At 67.6% G+C, this 16416-nt stretch carries 18 protein-coding genes and 1 pseudogene; 8 read left to right on the top strand and 11 right to left on the bottom strand.

All coding sequences use genetic code 11. The features are described 5' to 3' along the window. Nucleotides 1–245: 245 nt before the first annotated feature. Nucleotides 246–1442 (bottom strand): cytochrome P450, encoded by a 1197-nt coding sequence (locus A3ES_RS0123800; RefSeq protein ID WP_020389350.1) that lies wholly within the window; start codon nucleotides 1440–1442, stop codon nucleotides 246–248. Between the two features lie 134 nt (nucleotides 1443–1576). On the opposite strand from A3ES_RS0123800, the gene A3ES_RS0123795 reads away from it, so the two are divergent. Next, nucleotides 1577–2176, top strand: a complete 600-nt coding sequence (locus tag A3ES_RS0123795) for a TetR/AcrR family transcriptional regulator (protein WP_020389349.1) — start codon at nucleotides 1577–1579, stop codon at nucleotides 2174–2176. Beyond that, the gene (locus tag A3ES_RS0123790) at nucleotides 2173–3279 is read left to right on the top strand and encodes a trans-sulfuration enzyme family protein (protein ID WP_026163140.1); all 1107 of its coding nucleotides are present in this window, start codon (nucleotides 2173–2175) and stop codon (nucleotides 3277–3279) included. The genes A3ES_RS0123795 and A3ES_RS0123790 overlap by 4 nt, the downstream gene beginning before the upstream one ends. Nucleotides 3280–3282: 3 nt before the next feature. Here A3ES_RS0123790 and A3ES_RS0123785 read toward each other — a convergent pair whose 3' ends face one another. Further along, nucleotides 3283–4443 carry an MFS transporter gene (locus tag A3ES_RS0123785; RefSeq protein ID WP_020389347.1) on the bottom strand — a complete coding sequence of 387 codons (1161 nt, stop codon included), beginning with the start codon at nucleotides 4441–4443 and terminating at the stop codon, nucleotides 3283–3285. After that, nucleotides 4440–5237 (bottom strand): DeoR/GlpR family DNA-binding transcription regulator, encoded by a 798-nt coding sequence (locus tag A3ES_RS0123780; protein WP_020389346.1) that lies wholly within the window; start codon nucleotides 5235–5237, stop codon nucleotides 4440–4442. Before A3ES_RS0123780 ends, A3ES_RS0123785 begins: the two co-directional genes overlap by 4 nt. Nucleotides 5238–5314: 77 nt before the next feature. Between A3ES_RS0123780 and A3ES_RS0123775 the strand changes: the two genes are divergently transcribed. Then, complete coding sequence (locus A3ES_RS0123775; protein WP_020389345.1) at nucleotides 5315–6475, top strand: MFS transporter; 1161 nt, start codon at nucleotides 5315–5317, stop codon at nucleotides 6473–6475. On the opposite strand, the gene A3ES_RS0123770 is transcribed toward A3ES_RS0123775, so the two are convergent. Both A3ES_RS0123770 and A3ES_RS0123765 read right to left on the bottom strand, forming a co-directional pair. Further along, on the bottom strand, nucleotides 6434–7261 hold the full coding sequence (locus A3ES_RS0123770) for an SMP-30/gluconolactonase/LRE family protein (RefSeq protein ID WP_020389344.1): 828 nt from the start codon (nucleotides 7259–7261) through the stop codon (nucleotides 6434–6436). The two genes, A3ES_RS0123775 and A3ES_RS0123770, sit on opposite strands and share 42 nt — an antisense overlap. 49 nt (nucleotides 7262–7310) lie before the next feature. Continuing rightward, nucleotides 7311–8123 (bottom strand): class I SAM-dependent methyltransferase, encoded by an 813-nt coding sequence (locus A3ES_RS0123765; RefSeq protein ID WP_020389343.1) that lies wholly within the window; start codon nucleotides 8121–8123, stop codon nucleotides 7311–7313. A 97-nt stretch (nucleotides 8124–8220) separates the two neighbouring features. On the opposite strand from A3ES_RS0123765, the pseudogene A3ES_RS56795 reads away from it, so the two are divergent. After that, a pseudogene (locus tag A3ES_RS56795) lies at nucleotides 8221–8355 on the top strand (MerR family DNA-binding transcriptional regulator); the annotation flags it as partial. Between the two features lie 61 nt (nucleotides 8356–8416). Then, on the top strand, nucleotides 8417–8893 hold the full coding sequence (locus tag A3ES_RS0123760; protein WP_157630711.1) for a GyrI-like domain-containing protein: 477 nt from the start codon (nucleotides 8417–8419) through the stop codon (nucleotides 8891–8893). Between the two features lie 155 nt (nucleotides 8894–9048). Here the strand turns inward: A3ES_RS0123760 and A3ES_RS0123755 are convergent, their stop codons facing one another. Then, nucleotides 9049–10056 carry a sugar phosphate isomerase/epimerase family protein gene (locus A3ES_RS0123755; RefSeq protein WP_020389341.1) on the bottom strand — a complete coding sequence of 336 codons (1008 nt, stop codon included), beginning with the start codon at nucleotides 10054–10056 and terminating at the stop codon, nucleotides 9049–9051. Nucleotides 10057–10067: 11 nt separating this feature from the next. Continuing rightward, the gene (locus A3ES_RS0123750; RefSeq protein WP_020389340.1) at nucleotides 10068–11162 is read right to left on the bottom strand and encodes a Gfo/Idh/MocA family protein; all 1095 of its coding nucleotides are present in this window, start codon (nucleotides 11160–11162) and stop codon (nucleotides 10068–10070) included. 73 nt (nucleotides 11163–11235) lie between these two features. On the opposite strand from A3ES_RS0123750, the gene A3ES_RS0123745 reads away from it, so the two are divergent. After that, nucleotides 11236–12369 carry an ROK family transcriptional regulator gene (locus tag A3ES_RS0123745; protein WP_040455360.1) on the top strand — a complete coding sequence of 378 codons (1134 nt, stop codon included), beginning with the start codon at nucleotides 11236–11238 and terminating at the stop codon, nucleotides 12367–12369. A gap of 172 nt (nucleotides 12370–12541) precedes the next feature. Here the strand turns inward: A3ES_RS0123745 and A3ES_RS0123740 are convergent, their stop codons facing one another. Both A3ES_RS0123740 and A3ES_RS0123735 read right to left on the bottom strand, forming a co-directional pair. Beyond that, a complete protein-coding gene (locus A3ES_RS0123740) occupies nucleotides 12542–13546 on the bottom strand; it encodes an NAD(P)H-dependent glycerol-3-phosphate dehydrogenase (RefSeq protein WP_020389338.1) in 1005 nt (334 codons plus the stop codon). Continuing rightward, complete coding sequence (locus tag A3ES_RS0123735; protein WP_020389337.1) at nucleotides 13543–14349, bottom strand: lysophospholipid acyltransferase family protein; 807 nt, start codon at nucleotides 14347–14349, stop codon at nucleotides 13543–13545. Before A3ES_RS0123735 ends, A3ES_RS0123740 begins: the two co-directional genes overlap by 4 nt. A gap of 16 nt (nucleotides 14350–14365) precedes the next feature. Here A3ES_RS0123735 and cofC point away from each other — a divergent pair, with 16 nt between their 5' ends. Together cofC and A3ES_RS0123725 are read left to right on the top strand one after the other, a co-directional pair. Then, entirely contained in the window at nucleotides 14366–15037 is a 672-nt protein-coding gene (gene cofC, locus A3ES_RS0123730) for a 2-phospho-L-lactate guanylyltransferase (RefSeq protein ID WP_020389336.1), read from the top strand. Nucleotides 15038–15057: 20 nt separating this feature from the next. Next, nucleotides 15058–15264, top strand: coding sequence for a hypothetical protein (locus A3ES_RS0123725; protein ID WP_020389335.1), 207 nt, complete (start codon nucleotides 15058–15060; stop codon nucleotides 15262–15264). Nucleotides 15265–15375: 111 nt separating this feature from the next. Here the strand turns inward: A3ES_RS0123725 and A3ES_RS0123720 are convergent, their stop codons facing one another. Beyond that, nucleotides 15376–15951, bottom strand: coding sequence for an HU family DNA-binding protein (locus A3ES_RS0123720; RefSeq protein ID WP_020389334.1), 576 nt, complete (start codon nucleotides 15949–15951; stop codon nucleotides 15376–15378). Between the two features lie 224 nt (nucleotides 15952–16175). Continuing rightward, nucleotides 16176–16361, bottom strand: a complete 186-nt coding sequence (locus A3ES_RS0123715) for a hypothetical protein (RefSeq protein ID WP_020389333.1) — start codon at nucleotides 16359–16361, stop codon at nucleotides 16176–16178. Between the last annotated feature and the right edge of the window lie 55 nt (nucleotides 16362–16416).

Here is a 16416-nt window from a genome sequence, read left to right as displayed (position 1 = left end):
CTGTCAGTTACGCACCGGTATGGACGTATCCGGCCCACAGCGAGGGCGTCCTCGGAAGCTTGTCGCGAGCGGTCCGGGCAGCCCTGTGCAGAGCGTGAGCGGTGACCGAGGTATCGAAGGTGTCGGCGGTGAGGTGGATGGCCTCCGCTCGACCGGCGTACGGGCTAGGCACTTACCTGCATTCTCCAGGGCCAGGCCCATCTCATCCCGCTCACCACCGGCTGGCCCGGCGAGCCGGAGGTCTCTTAGCGGTCCCAGGTGACGGGTAGCGCGGTCACGCCGTAGACGAGGGTGTTGTCCTTGAAACGGATCTCCTCGAACGGCACCGCCAGCCGCAACGTCGGGATCCGGGTGTAGAGGCGGGCGTAGACCTCCTGCAGCTCCGCCCGGGCCAGTTGTTGCCCGAGGCATTGATGCGGACCGAAGCCGAAGGCCAGATGCCTGGAGGCCTTGCGGGACAGATCGATCCGGTCCGGGTCGGGGAACACCGACTCGTCCCGGTTGCCCGACGACAGCGCGGCGATCAGGTACTCCCCCGCATTGATCGTCTCGTCGCCGAACGGGATGTCCTCCAGCACATGCCGGAAAAGGCCGAACTGTACGACGGACAGATAGCGCAGCAACTCCTCAGCAGCGGCCGGCGCGAGCGACGGATTGTTGCGCAAGGCCTCTAGCTGCTCGGGATTGCGCAGCAGCGCGAGGGTGCTCAGGGCGATCATGTTCGCGGTGGTCTCGTGGCCGGCGATCAGCAGCGTGATACCGATCGAGACCAGTTCGGGCATGGTCAGCGGGTTGCCCTGCTCCTCGGCCCGGGTGATCAGCCGGGACAGCAGGTCGTCCTCGCGGTGATCGAGCTTGGCCAGCACCAGGGCGGCCATGTAGTCCTGCAATTCCTCGTTGGCCTGGAGGATCTCGTCCTCGGGCCGGTCGACCGAGACCAGGATGGCGCTGCAGCGCTGGAACTGGTCGCGGTCCGCGTACGGAACGCCGAGCAACTCGCAGATCACCAGCGACGGGATCGGCAGCGCGAACGCTTCGACGAGGTCGACCGGTCCTTCCTCGACCGCGAGCATCGCGTCGAGGTGGTCGTCGACCAACTGCTGGATCCGCGGCCGCAACTCCCGCACGCGCTTGACCGTGAACTCGCTCGTCAGCAGCCGCCGCAGGTGCGCATGCCGCTCACCGTCGTTCTGCAGGATCGACCCCGGCTCCACTTCCCGCTCCAGATCCGCCTCCGGTACTACGTGCGCCGACGGCGCGGATCGCGACCTCAACCGGGCGTCGGTCAGTACCGATCGCACTTCGTCGTACCGGCTGAAGACCCAGGCGTCGACGCCGGCCGGGGTGGACACCTTCGTCAGCCCTTCGGTCTCCCGCAGCGCGGTATAGCCGGTGGCCGGATCGAAGGGGCAGCCGCTGGGCCGGGCAGTGGGGAAGGTCATCGGCATGGTCCTCACTTCGACACGAATTTGGAAGTAACTACCATATGACTATGAGAGTCATTTGGAATCACCTTTCGGCGCGTCGTGAGCCGTGTACGCTGCCCGCGCGACACACCACTAGCAAGGGGCACGGCATGGGGCTTCGCGAACTGAAGCGGGAACGGACCCGCCGGCAGATCTCGGACAAGGCATTCGAGCTGTTCACCGACCACGGTTTCGCCCGGACCACGGTCGAGCAGATCGCCGCGGCCGCCGAGGTCGGGCCGAGCACGCTGTACCGGTACTTCCCGACCAAGGAGACGCTGGTCCTGGAGTTCGTCGAGGACAGCCTGTTCGGGGCGCTCGACTGGTTTCGCGAACAGCCCGCCGATCTGGACCTGCCGGACGGCCTGCAGAGTGTGATCGAGCGAGTGCTCGACCAGCTGGAGCGCAACCCCGACCGGGTCCGGACCGTGTACGAGCTGGCCGGCAAGACGCCGTCGGTGAGCGCTCACCTGGCTGAGGCGATCTGGCGCTGGCGCAACGAGCTGACCGTGGAACTGGCCGGCCGGCTCGCGGGCGACTCGGTGGAGTTCACCGCCGCACTGACCGCGGGCACCACGATGAACATCATCGAGATCGTCGTCCAGACCTGGGTGGACAATCCCGACGGCACCCAGGTCAAGGACCTGGCACACGAGGCGATGGGCCTGCTCCGCGGCGGCGGGATCCCGCTGCCTACAGTGCAGGCATGACCCCTGACCTGGATCCCTCCACCGTTGTCGTCCACGCCGGCCGGCCCTCTCGGGTGCCGGATGCGCCGGTGGGTGAGTCGCCCGTCTTCAGCTCGACCTACATCGCGGGTGGCGACCTGGGCTACGGCCGCTACGGCAACACCGCCTGGACGGCGCTCGAGGAGACACTCGGCGCACTGGAAGGTGGGCGCGGCCTGAGCTTCGCCTCGGGTATGGCGGCCGCCGCTGCCGTCTGCGACCTCGTACCGGTCGGCGGCCGCGTTGTAGCGCCGCAGCACGCCTACAGCGGAGTACTGGCGCTGCTGGACCAGCAGGCGACGACAGGTCGCCTGACCGTCGAGCGAGTGGCTATCGCCGACACTGAAGCCGTGTCGGCCGCAGTAGTCGGTGCAGACATGCTGTGGATCGAGTCGCCGACCAACCCAGCCATGGAGGTCGCCGACCTACCCGCGTTGGCAGCAGCAGGCCGTACTGCGGGCGCCACGGTTGTAGTCGACAACACGTTCGCCACGCCGCTCCTGCAGCAGCCGCTCTCGATGGGCGCCGACATCGTGTTGCACTCGGCGACCAAGTTCATTTCGGGGCATTCGGACGTAGTACTCGGTGCGATCGTCACCGACTCCGACGAGCTCTGGACTGCGCTCGAGCTGCGGCGAAGGAGCCTCGGCGCGATCCCCGGACCGATGGAGGCCTTCCTGGCCGTGCGCGGGCTGCGGACGCTCGCACTGCGGCTGGAGCGAGCGCAGTCCAACGCCGCCTTCCTGGCCACGCGGTTGCAGGAGCACCCGCGCGTGAGCCTGGTGCGCTATCCGGGCCTGGCCGACGACCCCGGGCATGCCCGGGCAGCCGCGCAGATGTCCGGCTTCGGCGCGATCCTCGCCTTCGAGCTCGGCGGCGACGGCCCGGGTGCTCAACGCGTCTGCGAGAGCACCGCCCTGTGGGTCCACGCCACCAGCCTTGGCGGTGTCGAGTCGATGCTCGAACGCCGCCGCCGCTGGGCGATCGAAGTACCGACGATCCCCGAAGACCTCATCCGCCTGTCGGTCGGCATCGAGCACCCGGACGATCTCTGGGCCGACCTGGCACAGGCCCTGAAAGCCTGATTGCTAGCGCTTCATGACCGACGCCGAGGCGACCGTGATGGCGCAGAGGGCGACCGGGAGGATGAAGGCGATGTTGAGCGGCATCCAGTGGGTCAGGCCGCCGATCAAGGCCGGGCCCGCCAGGAGGCCGACGTACCCGAGGCCGACGACCTTGGCCATCAGGGCGCCTGAGGCTCGCGGGTCGAGGTTGCCTGCGGCGGTGAAGAGTTGCGGTACGCCGCCGGACAGGCCGATGCCGAAGAGCGCCCAGCCGAAGAGGGCCACTGGTACCGAAGGAACCACGATGACGATCGTGAGACCGATGGCAGCCAGCAGGGCGCCGTACCGGACGATGGCCGCCGGGCCGACGATCGCCGCGATCCGGTCCGTGGAGAACCGGCCGATGGTCATGGCAACGGCGAAGGCGCCGTACGCGTAGGCCGCAGTACTGGTTGACGTTTCGAGGACGTCGCGGAACTGGAGTGCGGCCCAGTCGTTGGCGACGCCTTCGGCGAGCATCAGGGCGAAGGCGAGCGCGCCGAGCTGCCAGACGAGCTTCTTGGGTGGCGCAACTCGCTCTGGCTCATCTACTGCGGGCTCCGGCTCGGCGGGCGCCTCGATCAAATAGCGACTCGCTGCGAGGGAGATACCGATGCAGAGCACACCCGCGGCGCTCAGCGAGACACCAGTGGGTACGTCGGCCTTCAGCGCCGCCGCTCCGATGACGGCCGCGAAGGCGCCGCCGATCGACCACATCGCGTGGAAGGCGGCCATGATCGGCCGCGGGTAGGCGCGTTCGACGACGACTGCCTGGGAGTTCATCGCGACGTCGATCGAGCCGTTGCCGAAGCCGAAGGCGAGCAGCGCCAGACCGAGCATCCACCAGTTGGTGGCCAAGCCCGGGCCAAATAGAGAGATGCCGAGCAGTACGCCGGCAGCGGGCACCAGTCGGCGTTGACCGACGCGGTCAGCCAGTGGGCCGGCCACCTGCATCCCGATGAAGGCCGCGCCGCCCAGTACGAGCAGCAGGAGGCCCAACGTGCTGTGGGAGATGCCGGTCGCGTGCTCGACGTTCGGGATGTGCACGACCCACATGCCGACCGCGAAGCCGTTCAGGCCGAAGTACAGCCAGGTAGCCACCCGGGCCGCGCGAGGTGGCGCGACGGTGGCGGTCTCGATGCTCAAGAGAGCCCTTCTCCAGTTGAAACTGTCACGGTTGAAACCGCGACCTCGACCAGTACTCCGCGCTGCGCGAGCAGCGTGCGGGACTCTTCGGGCGCAGTGGAATCGGTGATGATCAGGTCAGGTCGATCGGCCGGGCAGATGTAGGCGAGCGCGGCGCGATCCCACTTGGCGCCGTCGGCCAGCACCATCGATCGGGTGGCCACCGCCATCGCCTGCTGCTTCACCTCGGCGTCGCCCAGGTCGAACGCGGTCATCCCCGCTTCGAGGCTGAACGCGCACGGGCTCAGCACGGCCACGTCGAACCGCAACGCCTTGAGGGAGGCCAACGCGAGCGGTCCGACCATTGCGAGCTCCCCCGGCCGCGGTTCGCCACCCGGCATCAGGAGTCGGACGCGCGGGGCGTCGATGAGTTCCTGGGCGATGTGAAGGGACAGCGGCATCACGGTGACCGTGCGGTCGCGGAGCAGCTTGGCGACCTCGAGGGCCGTCGTACCGCTGTCCAGAACGATCGTGTCGCCGTCCTTCAGGTGCTCGACGGCGGCTCGCGCGATCGCCTGCTTCGGGCCGAGGTCAGCGGTCGCCCGGGTCGCAAAGGGCGGCTCGATCCCGGTTGGCATCGCGGTGACCGCTCCGCCGTGGACGCGTTTGAGCACGCCCTGCGCGGCGAGGTAGTCGAGATCGCGCCGGACCGTCATGTCGGAGGCGCCGGTCGCCGTCACGAGTTCGGCGACGCCGACGCGGGGTGCGGCCTTGAGACGCTCGACGATGACGCGCTGCCGTTCCGTACTCTTCACTGGGTGAAGCTACCATCCACATGTTCATTCAAACAATCTGTTTGTTCGAATGGTGGATCTGACGAGGGGTTGAGTCAGTGACCGAGGTTCGCCGGGCCCGGTACGCGGTCGCCACGGTCTTCTGCGTGCATGGTGCGGTGACGGGATCGTTCGCGACCCGGGTGCCGTGGATCCAGGACCATGCCTCGGTCAGCCCCGGACAACTCGGGCTGGCGCTCGCGTTCCCGGCGATCGGCGCCTCGCTGTCGATGCCACTGGCGGCGCGAATCAGTCATCGCTTCGGCAGCCGAGCCGCCCTCCGCGGGCTGATCGCGCTCTGGACACTCGCCCTCATCCTGCCGTCGCTCGCACCCAGTCTGGTCACTCTGTGCGCCGCGCTGTTCGTGTACGGCGCGACGGCGGGGATGGCCGACGTGGCGATGAACGCGCTCGGCGTCGAGGTCGAGCACCGGATCGGCAAGTCGATCATGTCGGGGCTGCACGGGATGTGGAGTGTGGGCACGCTGATCGGTTCGGGGATCGGTACGGTCGCCGCCCACCTCGACGTGAGCGCCCAGGTGCACCACGCGGTAGCGGCCGTAGTACTGACGCTGATCGGGATCGCGGCCTGCCACTACGTCCTCAACCTGCGACCGACCGAGGATGAGGTGGCTCCGCCGCGCTTCGCGCTGCCGCCGAAGTCAGCGTGGCTGATAGGCGCTGTCGGCTTCTGCGCGGTCTTCGCCGAGGGGGCGAGCTTGGACTGGTCGGCCGTCTACCTACGCGATGTGCTGACCACCTCGGCCGGAGTGGCCGCAGCCGCCACTACTGGCTTCGCGCTGACCATGGCTGTCGCCCGGCTCGCCGGTGATGCGGTGGTCGACCGCTGGGGCGCAGTACGGACCGTGCGAGTCAGTGGGGCGATCGCCACGCTCGGCGGCGTACTGGTGGTGCTTGCCGGTCATCCACTGGTCGCCATGGCCGGCTTCGGCCTGTTGGGGATGGGCATCGCAGTAGTCGTACCGTTGGCGTTCGCCGCCGCAGGTCGTACCGGGCCTAACCCCAGCCAGGCGATCGCCGGTGTCGCCACAGTCACCTACACGTCGGGCCTGATCGCTCCATCGGTCATCGGCGGCATCGCCCAGGCCAGCAACCTCACCATCTCGTTCATCCTGGTCACGGTCCTCGCCACCGGCATCGCCGCCTTCTCCGCCGTACTACGGCCTGCCACCGTGCGGGACGGTCACCTCAACGGTTGACACCAGCCCGGTGCGCTCAGGACTCAACATGTGCTCGAAACCGCGCCACTGGGCGCTCAGCATGAAGAGTGTGGTGCCGTCCGGGCCGCCGAGCATGCAGGAGAAGACGCCTCGGTCAAGGTCGATCGTCTCGAGCACCTCGCCACCCTCCCGCACCCGAACGCAGCGCTGGGCGGGCACATCGGCGTACCAGATGGCGCCTTCGGCATCGAGACAGATGCCGTCCGGGTGACCATCTTGGAGATCGGCCCATACGCGGCGGTTGGTGAGACTGCCGTCAGGCGCGATGTCGAAGGCGGTCAGCCGGCAGCCGAACGACTCCGCGACGATCAGCGTCGAGTCGTCCGGGGTGATCGCCATGCCGTTGCCGACCTCGATGCCGTCGGCAACTTGTCGGGCTTGCCCGTCGGGCGTGACGACCGCGATCAGGCCGGGTTCGGTGAACACCGACGATCCGCCGTTGAGGAAGATGGTGCCGCCGGAATCGACGACGATCTCGTTGAAGACGTCGCCGATGCCGCTCAAGTCCAGCTCGTCGTCCGTCTTCTGCAGCCGCTGCTCAGGCCGGAACAGCGTGGCGCCCGCGATGACCAGCAACTGGCCGTCGGGCGTCCAGTCGATCGAGAACGGGATGGTCTCGGGCGGCACCGTGGTGATGACTTCGCGGTTGCCGTCGAGGTCGACGGCGAGCACCTCACCGGTCCCCCAGTTCGCGAGCCACAGTCGCCCGTCATGCCAGCGCGCCGATTCGCCGTACGCGAGTCCGTCGATGAATACCTTTGGCATCTTCTGCTCCCTTTACCTTCTGTACGAAGGCACGTGGCGCGTTTCGACATCAGGAGCGCTTGGCGGTCACAATCGCGTACTCGTTGGAGACCTTGAACGCTGCCGGATCCTCGTTGACCTCCCGTACTGCGGTCAGCAGCCGGCTCTCGAGTTCAGCGGCCAAGGCGTCGCCATCCGGCCGCGATGCGAGTGCTTGCGCCCCGCTCACCGCCATCGGGTGCTCTGACGAGTTCTCCAGGTACTCCTCGGGGGATCCCGCCGTTAGGTGCATCGAGCGTCGCTCCACGTCGACCGTGAACCCGTGCCGCCCGAAGGCTTCCTTGAGAGCCGCCTCGTCGTGCCAGGCGAACGGCTTGCTCTCTCCGTTGCCCGAGCCACCGTTGCCAGAGCCACCGAAGACCTCGGCCATGAACTTGCCGGCGACTGTGTTGATCGCCATCATCGATCCGCCCGGAACCCATGAGGTCAGCCGGATCAGCCCGTCGGGCGCCGTCACCCGTGTCATCTCCGCGATCGCCGCGTCGGCGTCCGGGGCGAAGATCACGGCGAAGATCGACAACAGGAGTTCCGCGGTGCCGTCCTCGACCGGGATCGAGGCCGCGTTCCCGGCCAGGAACTCAACCTGCAAGCCACGCTCGGCGGCTCGCTCCCGCGCGACCTCTACCAGTCTCTTGGCCGGATCGACGCCGGTCACGACGGCACCGCGCTCGGCTGCCAGCAACGCGGCGTTTCCCGTCCCGCATCCCAGGTCGACGAGGCGCTTTCCGTTCAGTGGCTCAGACATCGCCACCACGACTTCGGAGATCGGCAGCAGCACCTCACCCGTCGGCTCGTACCGTCCCAGACCCCAGTCGAGCTCCACAGTCCACTCCCTCTACCGCGACGACCTTGTCGGCCCCCAGTAGACCACCAGGCTTGCTTGCAGTTGACACTGTGTGAAGCCCGACAGTGAAAGGGTCATGGTGAACATCGGAGAATTTGCCCGGCTCGGCGGCGTTTCAACGCGCATGCTGCGGCACTACGACGCGCTCGGCCTGCTCATCCCGGCCGATGTCGACCCGCACAACCGCCGCCGCTCGTACGACGTCGCGCAACTGGCCGTGCTCTATCGACCGAATCCAGGCGAGGCTCCGACTGATCGAGCAGGAGACCCAGGTGAACCCGCACATCCAAACCAAGTACGTCGAGCCGCTGACCATCGCAGCCTTCTCAGCCCCAGCCGCCGACGCCAGCCGCCAGAGCACCGGCGCCGTCGTACAGGCGCTCTTCGACCAGGTCATCACCCAGATGGAGTCAGCAGCCGCGGACCGCACCACTCCCATCGCCCGCTACGTCCCCGCCGCTGGCACTCCTGCAGTCGAAGTAGCCGCCGGCTACGCGATCGCAGGCACAGTGCCCGGCCTGAGTTTGTCCACACTCCCCGCCACCGAGGTCGCGTCGCTCATCCACCACGGCCCGATGAACACCATCTCCACGGCCTACCAAGCACTAACCCACTGGGCAGAGTCCGCGGGCCACTCCCCCACCACTTCCACCTGGCGAGAGCAGTACCTGGAAGCCAACGGCAACGACCAGTCAACCTGGATAGTAGAACTCCAACTAGAACTCCCCACCACCTCAACCACCCCGTAGAACAGCCCCACCCCAACCGACCTTGAGCACCCACCAGTCACTCCCCAGGCGAAAGCCCGACTGAACGGTGCCCAAGGTCGCCTGCTGTCCGGGGCTCGGCCATACGGCAACTCACTCCGTCAGCGCCGGGGCACAGCGCCTGCGTTCGGAGGCGGTTACTTGTCTGTTGCGAATGCCGCGTCGAAGGCTGCCTCGGGTTTGTCGAAGGCTAGTTTGCGGATGACGTCCACCGCCTCGGCGGCGCCCACCTTTCGCTCCATGCCGGCGTCTTCCCACTCGACCGAGATCGGTCCGTGGTAGCCGATCGAGTTGAGGACCCGGAAGCAGTCCTCCCAGTTCACGTCTCCGTGACCGGTCGAGTAGAAGTCCCATCCCCGGCGCGGATCTCCCCACGGCAGGTGCGACCCGAGCCGGCCGTTACGCCCGCCACCGACGCGCATCCGCGTGTCCTTGCAGTCCACGTGGTAGATCCGGTCCTTGAAGTCCCACAGGAACGCGGCCGGGTCGATGTCCTGCCACACCATGTGGCTCGGATCCCAGTTCAGCCCGAACGCCTCCCGATGCCCGATCGCCTCGAGCGTCAGCACGGTCGTCCAGTAGTCATAGGCGATCTCCGACGGATGCACCTCGTGCGCGAACCGCACGCCGACCTCGTCGAAGACATCCAGGATCGGGTTCCACCGATCGGCGAAGTCCTTGTACCCCGCTTCGATCCGCTCGGCCGGTACCGGCGGGAACATCGCGACGTACTGCCAGATCGACGATCCGGTGAACCCGATCACCGTCTTCACGCCGAGCTTGGCCGCTGCCCGCGCGGTGTTCTTCATGTCCTCGGCCGCGCGCTGCCGCACACCCTCGGGATCGCCGTCGCCCCACACTCGCGACGGCAGGATCGCCTCGTGCCGGAAGTCGATCGGGTCGTCGCAGATCGCCTGCCCGACCAGGTGGTTCGAGATCGCGAAGACCTGCAGCCCGTGCCGCTCGAGGATCTCCAAGCGGTCGGCGATGTAGTTCTCGTCGTCGATTGCCTGCTGGACGTCGAAGTGGTCACCGGAGCAGGCGATCTCGACTCCGTCGTAGCCCCACGAGGACGCGAGACTGCAGACCTCCTCGAACGGCAGGTCGGCCCACTGACCGGTGAACAGGGTGATCGGGCGTGGCATGTGCAAGCTCCTCAGTTCTCGACAGTGGTCCAGGCGCCGTCGGCCGCGGCGGACCGCAGTACGGCATCAATGAGATGGGCGGACCGCGCACCGGCCGCGAAGTCCGGTAGGCCGTCCGGGAGGTCGCCGTCCAGCGCGGCCGCGTAGGTATCGGCGACGAAAGAGTCGAAGGCGTCCTGGTAGCCCTGCGCGTGGCCGGCGGGCAGCCGGTTGACCCGCGCGGCAGGCGGGCTGAGAGTGTCCGGATCGCGCGTCAGCATCTGGCTCGCCGCGCGCCGCCCGACCCACAGCCGATCCGGGTCTTCCTGGTCGAAGCCGAAGCTCGACTCGGTCCCGGAAACCTCCAGATACAAGCGGTTCTTCCGCCCGGCCGCGACCTGGCTGACGACGACCGTGCCTACGACGCCGGCCGCAGTACGGAACTGTGCGGTGGCCAGATCTTCGGTCCGTACTTCGACGCCGCCGCGCGTCCCGCGGATCGTGCGGGTCTGCGCGCTGACGTCGGCGATCCGGTCGCCGGTGACGAACTCGGTCAGGTCACACCAGTGCGACCCGATGTCCGCGAACGCGCGAGACGGTCCACCCGCGGTGTCGTCGACGCGCCAGTTCTGGTCGTTCTCGCCCGCGAGCCAGTCCTGCAGGTAGCTCCCGTGCAGGCTGGTGATCTGGCCGGCCTCACCCTCCGCGATCCTGGTCCGCAGCTCGCGCACCATCGGGTGGTAGCGGTAGACGAACGGGACGGTGGCTACACGGCCCGCCTCCTGCGCCGCCGCCAGCAACCCGGTCGCATCCTTCGCCGACGTGGCGAGCGGCTTCTCGCAGATGACGTGCTTGCCCGCCTCGAGTGCTCGCAGCGTGACCGGCAGGTGCGTGTTGTTCGGAGTACAGACGTGGACGAGATCGATGTCAGAGGCAAGCAACTCGTCCAGCGTGCCGAAGCCTCGCTCGGCACCGCTGGCCTCAGCCGCGTCCGCCGCGCGCTCCGGACTGGAACCGACCGCACCGACGATCTGCGCGCCGGCGACGAGCGCAGACCTGCCGTGGACCCGCCCCATGAAGCCGCCACCGACGATCCCGACCTTGAGCTTGCGCGCTGTGGTGGACATGACGGCGACGCTATGTTGAACTTTTGTTCCCCGTCAAGCAAAAGCCTGGCGCCCTGAGACGAAAGTGCTGCCGATGAGTGAGCTCGGTCCCGCCCACGGGGTACTGCGGCTGCTGCTCGACGGGCAGCCGCGGACTCGCGCCGAGCTGATCGACCTGAGCGGACTGGGCCGCGCCACCGTCACCGGCCGGCTCGAGGAGTTGGTCGCGGCGGGCTTCGTCGTACCGTCCGGCGAGGCGGCGTCGAGTGGTGGCCGACCGCCGGCCCGGTTCCGGTTCAACCCGTCGGCGCGGCTGATCCTCGCGGCCGACGTCGGCGCGACCCATCTCTCGGTGGCGCTGACCGACCTGAGCGGCACGATCCTCGACAGCAGCACCTCGGCACTGAACATCGCCGAGGGACCCGAGACCGTCCTCGCCGCGCTGGCCGCCGCCGGTCGCGACCTGCTCGCTGCAGCGGGCCGCTCGGTCGACGACCTGGCCGGTACCGGCGTCGGGCTGCCAGGCCCGGTCGAGCACAGCACGGGCCGACCGAACCATCCACCGATCATGCCCGGCTGGGACTCGTACGACGTGGTCGCGCGACTGTCCAGCGACCTGCCCGGCCCTGTCCTGGTCGACAACGACGTGAACATCATGGCGCTCGGCGAGCACACGACGCAGTACGCCGACATCGAGCACCTGCTGTACGTGAAGGTTGCCACCGGCATCGGCGCCGGCGTGATCAGCGGCGGCCGCCTCCACCGTGGCGCCCAAGGCGCGGCCGGCGACATCGGCCACATCCGCGCGGAGGGCCACACGGAAATGTGCCGCTGCGGCAACACCGGCTGCCTCGAAGCCATCGCCTCGGCCGCAGCGATCGCCACTCACCTCCGCTCCACCGGCCTACCCGCCGAAACCAGCCAGGACGTGGTCGACCTGGTGCGCGCCGGGAACACCGTCGCGACCCAGGCGGTACGCCAGGCGGGCCGCGAGATCGGAACCGTACTGGCGGCCTGCGTCAGCCTCATCAACCCGTCGGTACTGGTGATCGGCGGCTCCCTCTCCCAAGCCGGCGACAGCCTCCTGGCCGGAATCCGCGAAGCCATCTACGCCAGATCCTTGCCCCTGGCCACCACCAACCTCCAGGTACTCCCCTCCCGCACCGGCCAACAAGCAGCCATCCGGGGAGCGGCCGCAATGGTCCTGCAACACACACTGGAGTCCTAGCCCCCACGCGGTAGGTGCGGACGTCCACCACTATCCAACCTCGCTCGCAAACGCTTTCCCTCGGTGTGTCGAGGTTTGACGCCGGGTTGGATAGTGCTGGCGGTCCGCAGCCCGCAGCCGCGGACCAAGCGGCGACGAAGGAGCCGCGTCTTGGGGTGGGTGCGTGGGCAGATCAACCCCAGCGTTCAGACTTGGCCGACCGCGAGATCAGGCTGAACAGCATGTCCTTCGGGGTCATTTCGCCTGAGACCACCTTCGTCACGTGTTCCACGATGGGCATCTCGACGTCGTGGTGGTGGGCCAGTTCGGTGATGGAGGCACAGGACTTTACGCCTTCGGCGACCTGACGCGTCGCCCCAGCGATCTCCGCGACCGTCATCCCCCGCCCAAGCTTCTCCCCAAACGTTCGATTCCGCGACAACGGCGAAGAGCAAGTAGCCACAAGATCCCCAAGACCCGCAAGCCCCGAGAATGTGTGCTCATCCGCCCCCAGCGCAGTCCCAAGTCGCGCGGTCTCAACCAGCCCGCGCGTAATCACCGACGCCCGCGCGTTATCGCCGAAGCCCAACCCCACAGCCATCCCCACGGCCAGCGCGATCACGTTCTTGGTCGCGCCCCCGAGCTCACACCCGATCACGTCGTTATTCGTATAAGGCCGGAACGTAGGCGAGTGGCAAAGCTTCTGCAGCCGCGCCGCGGTCCCCTCATCAGCACACGCCACCACAGCAGCAGCCGGCTGCCCCTCGGCGATCTCCCGCGCCAAGTTCGGCCCAGACACCACAGCAATGCGCTCAGGACCAGCACCCGTGAGCTCGGCGATCACCTCGCTCATGCGTTTCGTCGTACCGACCTCGACACCCTTCATCAAGCTCACCAGCGGTACTGCGGCCGGTAGCACGTCGGCCCAGTCGCGCAGGTTGTCGCGTAGCGACTGTGACGGTACGGCGAGCACGATCGCCTCGGCGCCGTCGGCTGCGGCGGCTGGGTCGTGGGTTGCGGTGATAGCGTCCGGGAGGCGCAGGCCGGGTAAGTACTCCGGGTTCTCGTGCTGGTTGTTGATCGCATCGCAGACCGACTCACGGCGGCCCCAGACGGATACCTGATTGCCGGCCTGGGCCAGGACAGTGGCGAAGGCGGTCCCCCAGGACCCCGCGCCGAACACCGCAACCTTGGTCATCGAGTCTCCCCATCCTCACGGTCGTCTTCAACAGCCTTGTGGTTGCGCGGATCGAACAGTTCCGCCGGCGGAGTCGCCCCGCGCAGTACGCCGAGTTCGTCGGCGACCCGGTGCATGATCACCTCGGTTGCCTCGTGCAACAGCTGGCTGGTGATCGGTTTGCCCTGGAAGGCGCTCAGGTCGACCGGCGGGCCCGCGATCACCCGCAGCGTCTTGCGCGGCAGCAGCCGGATCCGCAGTCTGCCGTACGACGCGAAGACCTCTTGCGCGCCCCAGTTCGCGATCGGGATCACCGGACAGCCGGTCATCAGCGCGATCCGGGCGGCGCCGGACTTGCCGGTCATCGGCCACAGGTCCGGGTCGCGGGTGATCGTGCCTTCGGGATAGACGCCGACGCACTCGCCCTTCTCCACCGCGGCGACCGCGGCCCGGAAGGCGTCCGCGGCCTCGGCCGAGTCGCGGTACACCGGGATCTGCCCCGCGCTGGTGATGATCCGGCCGGCGATCGGCAGCTTGAACAGCGACGCCTTGCCGAGCAGCCGCGGGATCCGCCGGCACTCCCAGATGTACAGGCCCAGCACGAACGGGTCGAAGTGCGAGATGTGGTTCGTCACGAACACCATCCCGCCGGTCCGTGGCACGTTCTCGTGGCCGCGGAAGTCCCGCTTGGTCCAGGTGAGCATGAAGGGTTTGACGATGGCGACCACCAGGCCGAACCAGAACCCCCGGCGTGGCCGGGGACCCTCGGCGGTGCGCTGGCCGTTCACTGCTGCCTCCTGGTGGCTGTCGTGGCCGTCGGTCATGGGAGAATCCTGCCTGATGGCAGACCTACAGGTCGCTCCCTGGACCCTGGTGATCCCGGTGAAGCGTACGGCGATCGCGAAGAGCCGGCTTGCTGCCGCGTACCCGCAGCACCGTCCGGAGCTCGCCCGTGCCTTCGCAGTCGACACTACTGCCGCAGCACTCGAGTCTCGGCTGGTCCGGGCCGTCCTGGTGGTCACGGATGATCCAGTGGTCGCAGCGGACGTCACGGCGATCGGGGCGCACGTAGTACCGGACCGGCCGGATGCAGGGCTCAATGGGGCTCTGGAGCACGGTGCAGCGGTTGCGGCAGCGGAGTACCCAGAGGCTGGAGTAGTGGCGCTCTCTGCCGATCTACCGGCTCTACGGCCGACTGAACTGACCGCTGCCCTAGCAGCTTGTATCTCCGACCGCAGCTTCGTCATCGACGAGCCAGGGACCGGTACTACGATGCTTGCCGCCGTCCCCGGTGTTCTCCTGGATCCCCGCTTCGGTGTGGGTTCTGCGCTCGCCCACCAGACATCTGGCGCGGTACCGATCGCGCTGGCAGCGATCGAGTCGTTGCGGCGCGACGTGGACACCGCAGCTGACCTGGCGCATGCAGTACAGCTAGGTGTTGGTCCGCGGACAGCAGACGTGATGTCGCTGGTGATGGGTGCCGCGACGGGCACTGAAGGCCTTGCTTGCTAGGAGGCCGCTACCGTAAGGCCATGCAAGCAACAGTCAGCCGCTACGACGCAGCCACCGCCTCCGGTGCAGTGTTGACCGACACTGGCATCGAACTCCCCTTCGACGCCGAAGCCCTCACCGGTACTCCGGTGCGCATGCTCCGCCTTGGCCAGCGCGTCCGCCTCACCACGACCGGCTCCGGCGCGGGACTCGCGATCGCCGAGGTCCACTTCATCACCCTGCCCTGAACCCCAGCGCCCAAGGCACCCCAGCGAACACGGCGAAGGCCGGTCGCCCCTGGTGTGGGGTGACCGGCCTTCGCTGATGGTGCGGTAGTGCGTTACTGCGATGCTGACAGGTCAGCGGGCGGCAGCGCGCTTCGCCGGAGCCTTCTTGGCGGGGGCCTTCTTGGCCGGCGCCTTCTTGGCAACGGTCTTGGCCGGAGCCTTCTTGGCAACGGTCTTCTTGGCAACGGCCTTGGCCGGGGCCTTCTTGGCCGGGGCCTTCTTGGCGACCGTCTTCTTGGCCGCAGCCTTGGCCGGCGCCTTCTTGGCGGCGGTCTTGGTGGCGGCGGCCTTGGCCGGGGCCTTCTTGGCCGGAGCAGCTGCCTTGGTGGCGGCGGCCGGCTTCGGAGCAACCAGCTTCGGCAGCTTCTTGGCACCGGAGACAACGGCCTTCAGCTCCGCACCCGCGCGGAACTTCGGAACCACGGTCTTCTTCGCACGCTTGGTCTCGCCGGTCCGCGGGTTTCGGACCATCCGGGCACCGCGCTCGATGGCCTCGAAGGCACCGAACCCGGTGATGGCGACCTTGCCGCCCTTCTTGGTCAGCTCGCGCTGGACGGTGTCGATCACCGACTCCAGGGCGTGCTGGGCCGAACGGCGATTTCCGTCGAAGTGCACTGCGAGCGCTTCGACCAACTGGCTCTTGTTCACTGTCTTCCCTCCGTGAACTCCTGCGTCGAGCACAGCGCTCGATCTCCCGTGAACGTTATGGACTCTTCGGCGTGTTCACAAACACCAACGCGGCAATTCGGCCTTGTTTCAGGCGATTTGGGGCAAATTTCGTCCCGAATCGGGTCCGGAGGGTCTCCAGATTCCCTTCAGAGCAACGAACCGGCGACCAACGGTGACCTAGGCCACGCCGTCGATCAGTTGCTTCAACGCCGCTTTCCGCGCAAGGTGCGGACGCCGGACTGGGCCGTGTCGAGCCCTTTGGTCACCGCACTCTCGCCCTTGCGCAGCTTCAGTTGCTCACTCACCTTGCCCAGCAACCACTCCAGCAAAGGCACCGCGATCGCCAGCACGGCCCACATGATGAGTCGCCGCCGCAGGAACAGCCACATAGCCAACAACCTCCTCGAGACATCCGGAGTTGCAGCGTAATCCGTCCAGCGGCTA

Source organism: Kribbella catacumbae DSM 19601 (assembly GCF_000372465.1).
Lineage (GTDB): Bacteria > Actinomycetota > Actinomycetes > Propionibacteriales > Kribbellaceae > Kribbella > Kribbella catacumbae.
This window is presented reverse-complemented; position numbering and strand designations above follow the sequence as displayed.

Coding starts and splice junctions, on each gene's coding strand:
- A3ES_RS0123790 (WP_026163140.1), top strand. CDS start 2,173: ATGACCCCTGACCTGGATCCCTCCACCGTTGTCGTCCACGCCGGCCGG.
- A3ES_RS0123795 (WP_020389349.1), top strand. CDS start 1,577: ATGGGGCTTCGCGAACTGAAGCGGGAACGGACCCGCCGGCAGATCTCG.
- A3ES_RS0123750 (WP_020389340.1), bottom strand. CDS start 11,162: ATGTCCACCACAGCGCGCAAGCTCAAGGTCGGGATCGTCGGTGGCGGC.
- A3ES_RS0123745 (WP_040455360.1), top strand. CDS start 11,236: ATGAGTGAGCTCGGTCCCGCCCACGGGGTACTGCGGCTGCTGCTCGAC.
- A3ES_RS0123740 (WP_020389338.1), bottom strand. CDS start 13,546: ATGACCAAGGTTGCGGTGTTCGGCGCGGGGTCCTGGGGGACCGCCTTC.
- cofC (WP_020389336.1), top strand. CDS start 14,366: ATGGCAGACCTACAGGTCGCTCCCTGGACCCTGGTGATCCCGGTGAAG.
- A3ES_RS0123725 (WP_020389335.1), top strand. CDS start 15,058: ATGCAAGCAACAGTCAGCCGCTACGACGCAGCCACCGCCTCCGGTGCA.
- A3ES_RS0123715 (WP_020389333.1), bottom strand. CDS start 16,361: ATGTGGCTGTTCCTGCGGCGGCGACTCATCATGTGGGCCGTGCTGGCG.
- A3ES_RS0123800 (WP_020389350.1), bottom strand. CDS start 1,442: ATGACCTTCCCCACTGCCCGGCCCAGCGGCTGCCCCTTCGATCCGGCC.
- A3ES_RS0123735 (WP_020389337.1), bottom strand. CDS start 14,349: ATGACCGACGGCCACGACAGCCACCAGGAGGCAGCAGTGAACGGCCAG.
- A3ES_RS0123755 (WP_020389341.1), bottom strand. CDS start 10,056: ATGCCACGCCCGATCACCCTGTTCACCGGTCAGTGGGCCGACCTGCCG.
- A3ES_RS0123770 (WP_020389344.1), bottom strand. CDS start 7,261: ATGCCAAAGGTATTCATCGACGGACTCGCGTACGGCGAATCGGCGCGC.